This is a genomic window from Bartonella sp. AP88XZML, assembly GCF_042195565.1.
Lineage (GTDB): Bacteria > Pseudomonadota > Alphaproteobacteria > Rhizobiales > Rhizobiaceae > Bartonella.
This window is the reverse complement of record NZ_JBHIOQ010000029.1, coordinates 205,253-213,245: the sequence shown is the minus strand read 5'-3', so window position 1 is coordinate 213,245 and position 7,993 is coordinate 205,253. Positions and strand designations below refer to the sequence as shown.

At 36.8% G+C, this 7,993-nt stretch carries 4 protein-coding genes and 1 pseudogene; 1 reads left to right on the top strand and 4 read right to left on the bottom strand.

Annotated elements, in window-relative coordinates; genetic code table 11:
• Nucleotides 1-5,029: pseudogene (locus ACFIK2_RS02990) on the bottom strand (pertactin-like passenger domain-containing protein); the annotation flags it as partial.
• A 573-nt stretch (nucleotides 5,030-5,602) separates the two neighbouring features.
• Here ACFIK2_RS02990 and ACFIK2_RS02985 point away from each other — a divergent pair.
• Nucleotides 5,603-6,892: an MFS transporter gene (locus tag ACFIK2_RS02985; protein ID WP_375634342.1), complete on the top strand. Its 1,290-nt coding sequence runs from the start codon at nucleotides 5,603-5,605 to the stop codon at nucleotides 6,890-6,892.
• Here the strand turns inward: ACFIK2_RS02985 and ACFIK2_RS02980 are convergent.
• The 3 genes from ACFIK2_RS02980 to ACFIK2_RS02970 are packed head-to-tail and all read right to left on the bottom strand — an operon-like array spanning nucleotide 6,889 to nucleotide 7,767.
• Nucleotides 6,889-7,152 (bottom strand): hypothetical protein, encoded by a 264-nt coding sequence (locus tag ACFIK2_RS02980; protein WP_375636314.1) that lies wholly within the window; start codon nucleotides 7,150-7,152, stop codon nucleotides 6,889-6,891. The genes ACFIK2_RS02985 and ACFIK2_RS02980 overlap by 4 nt on opposite strands.
• Nucleotides 7,142-7,321, bottom strand: coding sequence for a hypothetical protein (locus ACFIK2_RS02975; protein ID WP_375634340.1), 180 nt, complete (start codon nucleotides 7,319-7,321; stop codon nucleotides 7,142-7,144). Before ACFIK2_RS02975 ends, ACFIK2_RS02980 begins: the two co-directional genes overlap by 11 nt.
• Nucleotides 7,321-7,767, bottom strand: a complete 447-nt coding sequence (locus tag ACFIK2_RS02970) for a DNA polymerase III subunit chi (protein WP_375634338.1) — start codon at nucleotides 7,765-7,767, stop codon at nucleotides 7,321-7,323. The genes ACFIK2_RS02975 and ACFIK2_RS02970 overlap by 1 nt, the downstream gene beginning before the upstream one ends.
• Nucleotides 7,768-7,993: the final 226 nt, after the last annotated feature.

The following is a 7,993-nucleotide window of genomic DNA, read 5'->3' as shown; positions in this document are numbered from 1 at the left end:
TGACGTCTTAAGTCGATAACCAGCTTCAAAGGAAGTTCCCAATGCCCTTTGAGTATATGTTCCTTCAATCTCTAAACCATTAGTTGAAACGGCTTTTAGGGTATTTTGATAATGATTGTATTTTAAAATACCATCGAGATACCATCCACTATGATCCAAATAAGTGACATAAGCGCCAATACCATAAGTATTGATTCCNAAAACCACCTATATAAAACTCTCCATTTTCCCACTCGCTTAAACCATTGATCCCCAAAACGATACCGGTCTGATCCAGTTTAAAATCTATATGCTCTGTAACAACACTCTCTTTAGATTTAATCGCATAGCTCCATAAAGCCGTATTCTTTTTACTTTTATCTAGAATTCCTCTTCCCGCACGTACGGTTTGCATTTCATTGTGAAAAACCATCGCTGGCGCCACAGACATAGACAATACCGCATCTGTAGAGGGAGTGGTCAAAAAGTAAGAAACTGAAAGATTCTCACTCAATTGTGGAAAAGGTTGTTCTTTATGAACTGGACGCACAATCATTTGATCGGCTAAAGATTGAGAAGAGGTTAAAACAGCAGTTTGTTGTTTTTCATCAGAAAGAGGATGAGAACTTCCTGAACCTAAGACTTCAGTAACGTGACTTCTAAGAGAGGAAATAGTTGGAGATACAGAAGCCTGAGATTTTTGCCTTAAGTTTTGGCGGTTTTTTCTTCGACATGGCAATTTAATAGCATGCTCTTGTGGTGCTGTAATCGTTGAAAGAGAAGAAACTGATTGATTTTGATTTAAATGCCGCATAGATCTGCTTCTGCGTGGCGCACTATCCATGTAAACTGCAGTCAAATACCAAATTTTTCCCTCTTCATTCTCAATATTTTTGTGTTTTAAGCCATAAGTATAAGTTCCTCCATCAACCATTACAGTTTTTGCGCCAGAAAAACTTTGTAGAGTAAAAGATGCGCTACCACTTTGATCAAAAATTAAATCAAGTCCTGCTGAAGAAGGATCAACAACTTCAATACCAGAATCTACGGCACTTATTGTGTGAAAACCACTCCCATTCTCAATAAAGAGGTAATCACCTTTTCCTTCTGCAAGGCTGACATTAAAATCGAAGTGTAGACTCCCTGCTAGATTATTAATATAAAGCTGAGAGTAATATAAATCATCTTCAGAAGAGGTGAAAATGACTTTTCCTACACCGCTTAACTGCTGAATGCGTGTACTTTTGTCGTCAACCCCACGAGCAACGGAGTATAATTGAGCGTCTTCTCCATTTAATTCAATGTTTTCTACTATAGTTTGTTGACCATCACCTCCAGCATCAAGATAGATCCCACCAAAATCTTGAACTTTTATTTCTCCTCCTAATATTGCACTAGGAGAAATCCATGAATTGGCATTACCTTCAATCGTTAGATTCTTCACAATTCCACCCGCATAGACTTCTTGAACACCACCAGTGCGTAAAATTACTCTATTCGCTTCACCCCCTGCTAAAACACGCTGCATACCCTCTGAAAAAACTTCAGTATTTACGGCTAAACCACCACTCTTTTGTATAAAATCATCATCATCTGCGAACCACTTAGCAAGAGTTTGTATTCCTCCACTCATCACTTTTGTTCCCACAGCCATCCCATCATCATATACATTCTGCTGTCCTGGCGTATCACCTTGACCATAAAGTGTCGTGTTATAAGCGCTGCTCCCCACAATTCCACCATTTACATAACCATCTCCGAAAACAAGCTGCTCCCCACCATAAATTTCAGCTCTCAATGCGGTTCCTCCTCCCTCCACTCTTTGTTTTCCACCCTCGTAAATAATCGTAAATTCTGAAATCCCTTGTTCCCCTACAATCTCAACACCACCATTTTCAATTGTCGTATTCTTACTGAAACCACCAGCTTCAACATAAAGTCTTCCTGATCCCTGAATTGTATTGTTAATGGACTTCTTAAGAACACCTCGCTCTCCATCATCAGAGATATAAACTACGTTATCATCACCGAGCAAAGAGCTTTGTAGAATTCCTCCTCCTTCGCCAATACTGTAATCAATTACATCAGAGATACTAAAATCTTTTGACGATGTCATATTTTCTTCTTTTTCAGGAAGCTTATCTATAGGTGACTCCGCATAAGGTGAAGAGATTACAGGAGCAAAAGTTATTTGTGACGTAGCCAAATACCAAGTCTTTGCCCCATTATCATCTTTTGTCTTTAAGCTATACATGTAGACTCCATTATCAATCGTACTCGTCTCTTCTCCAGAAAAATCTATCAGAGTAAAATGCGCATTTCCGCTTTGATCATGAATTAAATCAAGTTCCAAAACTAAATTCTGATCTTGTAGAGGAGAATTGGTAATTTCAACACCAGAATCGATAACGCTTATGGTGTGATGACCTGCTCCTCTTTTTATGAGAAGATAATCACCGCGCTGTTCTACAAAATTAGTATTAAACCTAAAATGTAAATTACCTGAAAGATTACCGACCTCAAGTTTAGAATAATGTGGATTAAACACGGTAGAAGTAAAAATAACGCGTCCATTCCCGCTTAAATCCTCAATCAAAGAGCTTTCACCGTCTATCTTGGAAGCAATAGAGTATAATGTGGTATCTTTGTCATTTAAAACAATTTTTTCTACTTCAGTACGAGATCGCTCAGTACCAGCATAAAGATAAATCCGTCCAGAATCATGAATCATAGTGCTTCCTTCTAATGTTGCACCAAAATGTAACCACGATTGTGCTTGATCCTTAATTATTAAATCTTTTACATAGCCTCCTAAATCTATTGCTTGGAAAGCATTCCCTTGTAAGAGAACACCAATCGCAATTCCTCCCGCTAAAACGTGTTGCTCTCCACCAGAAAAGACCTTCGTATCAAATGCAAAACTGCTATAATGGTCTAGATCTTCTTCCACAAAAAGATTTTGTACCCCTCCTTCCATGATCTTTGTGCTAAAAACCTCTCCATCATCATACACATTCTGGTATCCTAACACTCCATTTTTACCAGAAACGATAGTGTCATAGGCACTGCTTCTTACCATCTCACCTTTGATATCAGACTTTCCTGAAACAAACTGCTCACCACCGTAAATTTTAACCCCTTCAGCTTTTCCCCCATCTTCAACCTTTTGTTTTCCCCCTTTCTTAACTGTACTATCCTGTGAAAGACCCTGTGTTCTAACAAGCTCAGTGCCGCCTCTTTGAATTGTTGTATACAAGCTAAAACCACCGTGATAAACGGAGATCTTTCCACTGTCTTTAACTGTATTACTAATCGAAGTTTCTCCAGTGCTTTCAACTTTCTCACTGTTACTATCAAAGCTAGGATCAGCAATCGTAACAATCATTCCCTTTTCAATTGTGCGTTCTGTGAGATCATTCGATAATGAAGCTATAGCAGATGGTTGCAAGCTAAAATCAGAAAATAAAGAGGTATTTGTCTCATCAAGAGCATAATTCGCATCTAAATACCAGATTTTACCATTGCTCTCATTTTTTCTCTGTTTCAAACTGTACATGTAAGTTCCGGCATCAATAGCTTTGATTTTTTCACCAAAAGTGTTTGTCAGAGTAAAATGAGCGTTTCCACTATGATCAGAAATTAATGTAAATCTTCTGTGGGAAGGGATTGTGATCTCACCCCCAGAATCAGTAATACTTACTGTATGATAACCTGAACCACTTTCTTTAATGACAAGATAATCACTAAGGTGCTTGGCAAAATTGACATTAAAATTGAAATGTAAAGAACCTGAAAGATCATCAATATTAAGCTGAGAATAATGCTTATTAGTCCCTAAAGACGTAAAAATAACTCTGCCACTTCCCGTTAAATTCTGGACATTAACCTGAGGTTTTTTGCTGTTATCTTCAGACGCAATAATGTATAGTTTGGTATCTTCTCCATTTAAATTAAGATTGTCTACTTCCGTAACAGCTTCACCATTTCCAGCATAAAGATAGAGGTTGCCAAAATTATTAACATTTGTATTTTCACCTAATATCGCACCAGCAAAAACCCATGATTTTGCTTGATGATTAATTGTTAGATTATCCACGTATCCAGAATCATATATCTTCTGAGTAGCTCTATCGTATAAAGTAACTTCGTTCGCATTCCCTCCTGCTAAGATATTCTGCGCACCATTTTTAAAAAGTTCTGTACTCAGTGCAAAAGCCCCTTCATTTATTGTAAAATCCTCACCCTCTATATCAGTATCTTCTGCAAAGCCGTTATTAGAATTCTCTTTACCATCAAGATTCTGGACACCTCCTTTCATAACCTTTGTGTCAACAGCCATCCCACCACTATAGACACTTTGTAGTCCTAGCATTCCATTTTCAGCATAAATTTCGGTGTTATAAGCACTACTTGCCTTATCTTTTCGCGATAAACCAGATCCAAGGCTTCCCTTACCAAAAATAATCTGCTCGCCACCATGGATTTGAGCCCCTTCTGCATTTGCACCACTCTCAACAATTTGTTTACCACCTTTTTTTACAGTGGCATATTCCGAACTGCTCAAGTTTTGTACAACCTCAATCCCACCATGCTCAATTGTTGTATCTCTACTAACACTTGCTGCATCAATGTAGAGTTTTCCCCCTTCTCTAACCGTATTATTAATGGAATAAGCTGCATCTTTATAGTTAAAGCTATTTATTTCAGAACCTTCAGAGTCACGGTTAGTAATATAGATCGCAGCACCATCGCTTATTATTGAATTTGTGAGGACTTCAAAGAATAGCTTTTCTAATCTCTTCCTTTCCTCTTCTGAAAGATCACTTCCTTCTACTGTCTGTTTATTCTCTATCTTTTTTGATTCCCCCTTTTTTTCTTTTAGTCCCCTCACTTCCGATAACAACTTTCTTGTCTCTTCTAGGTGTTCACTGATACTTACTGGTGTTAATAACTTTTCTTTTGGTGTCGCTACTCCATCTGCACTCGCAATCTTGACAAAAAAACCACTGGTTATTAATGCACAAAAACTTAATTTCAATTTGCGTTGCATTATTCACACTCCATAATTTTAAATTTAAATTCTCCCATTTAGAAAAAAGTGCATAGACCAAAACAACTCAATGCAATTGCTCAACCTCATGTTTTTTTAAGATAACAAAGCATTCGATGGATTAAACTCTGACAGATCAAATATACATCATGTGTTTTAAAATGCATGCACAGCTAAAAGATTTAATTTGTTTTAGATACACTTTAAAAGTGTTATAATTGCATCCATGAAAAATATTTTTAATATTTTAAGACACTAAACACCGATCTACGAATAAGATTGATTCCTTAATAGATAAAAATAGCATTAAACTTTAAAGGAAACAGCAATGTGAATGAGAGCTGCGTTTATGTCCACCTATTGCCATCTTCTACAGCATTTAAAGCAGTGTCTTTATTTTATTCAATATGGATAATATATAGACCACTTATTCATACTCATCAGTCCATAATCATTATTCTAATATATAACGAAGTGTCACAATATTGACTCGACACTGATTTGAAATTTCTATAGTTATAGTCAGTTAACTCGTCATTTGATTTGTCATATACTGAAAGGGACATTCTATTCATGTCTATAAACTCAGAAATGAAAGCTACAAGCAACAGAAATTCCCCTCGTCGCATTTTGTTTGCAAGCCTTATTGGCCCAACAATTGAATTCTTTGATTTCTATGTCTTTGCCACTGCCGCAGCTCTCATATTTCCTCATGTGTTTTTTCCAACACAAAATGATCAGATTGCCATTTTACAATCTTTCCTGATCTTTGGAGCGGCCTTTTTTGCTCGGCCCTTTGGATCAATTGTTTTTGGACATTTTGGAGATAAAATTGGAAGAAAAGCAACACTTATTGCTTCTCTTCTCACAATGGGGCTTTCAACAGTCATTATTGGTTTTCTTCCTACTTATGAAACCGCTGGATGGTTTGCCCCTTTCCTCTTGACCTTGTGCCGTATTGGACAGGGAATGGGATTAGGAGGAGAATGGGGAGGAGCTGTTTTGCTCGCAACAGAAAATGCCCCTCCAGAAAAGCGCGGCTGGTACGCGATGTTCCCCCAATTGGGTGTTCCAATCGGTTTATTTTTATCTATTGCCGTTTATTTAGGTCTGTTGCATTTCCTTGATCATGAAGAACTTTTAGCTTGGGGATGGCGCATTCCTTTTATTGCTTCAGTTGTTTTTATGATTATAGGATTATGGATCCGTCTTTCAATCAATGAAACTGTTCAATTCAAAAAAACTCTTGAAAGTAAAGAACGTGTCAAAGTTCCTATCATCGATGTCTTTTTAAAATGTCCACGAATCCTATTTCTTGGAATATTTTCTGGTATGGCAACATTTGTTTTGTTTTACTTGGTCACTGCATATTTGTTAAGCTACTCAACAAACCATCTGCAATTGCCATTTTATCAAGCTCTTCAAGTCGAAATTGTTGGTGCTATTTTCTGTGGAATTTTTACTGTCATCACTGGAAAACTCGCTGATCGTATTAGACGTCGAACTTTGATGATTTGGGTTACAATCATCACCGGTATCTATTCTTTTGCAATTCCTTATTTCTTAAATTCTGGAGTTATAGGAGTCCTTGCAATGTCTGTTATCGGTTTGTCTATCATGGGGATGATATACAGTCCTCTTGGTGCTGTTTTGGCTTCACCATACCCAACAGCAATTCGATATACTGGTTCTTCTATTACTTTCAACTTATCGGGTATCGTAGGAGCCTCTCTTGCGCCTTATATTGCAGAATATCTGGTACAACATTTTGATACATCTTATATCGGCTATTATTTGCTTCTTGCTTCTTTTATTTCACTGATTTGCTTCGTCGGATTTACAGATGATGAAATATCCAACTAAAATATAATAAAGAAGAATAAAATAAGTACTGGCAGCAAAAATGCTGCCAGTTTCATTTTTAAAGACAGGGGTTGAGGTATTTTCCACCACAATATTCCCGCGAACAAGGCACTCAAAAAGAAAAATAAAAAATCTGCAATATTGCTTATATAAGAAACAGCAAACATTTCTGATAAGATATGCGTTGTCCCCAACCATGAAACGCAAAAGAAGGACAACATCACAGCCCATAAAACAAGCAAAATTCGATCAATAATCATCATTATGGCGTTTCATTTTTTTAATTATAGTCCATATATTTAACATGCCTAAAAGAAAAATCACAATAAAAACCCAACGCCCTCCCCCTGAGCCTTCCGTAATAAAAAGTGAAGGATTTACTATTCCCAGTAATCCTATAAAAATCAGAACAATAGATACGAGACGCATTAAACCTGTTTTTCCCAGCGACGATCTTCAGTCTGTTGCCAATACGTTAAATTATGATTTTCCATTTTATATTTTTTCCACTGTGCACGAACGAGATTCAACTGCTCTTCACTTTTACCATCAAATATCACGACAAGTCGTTGATAAGCATCAATATCCGAACAAACAGCTCCCTCTATGAGAAAACGAATCTTTGAATCATTCGGATTTTCTTGTCCTGTCGTAAGAAATACAGGCTGAAAGTTTGGATATTGATCACACTCCGTTCCATGTCCAATAAATGATTCATCAGTATAAACCCATAAATGTATATCTATAGAATCGCGTTGTTCTTTACTCACACACTGTATTGTTACTGTACCAAAACGAGCCAATGCACGCTCCACAAGCGTCGGCAAAATATCCTTCAGCGTTGACTGCGTCAAATGATAGAATAAAATATCCAATCTCTTAAGCCTTCATCATTCTTTATAAAAAAGCTAACATCTTTTTAAAAAAACCTCTATATTCCTAATACAAAGGAAACGGTTCAAGATATAAACCCTCTTTTTTGATTGAGATGCATCATCTTTTTGCACGTGTCTTTAAAAGACAATAATTTTTATTTTCAACGTTAATAAAAAGTTTTTTAAGTTATCTTCTAGATTCTTCTAGTTTCTTTGTAGACTATAG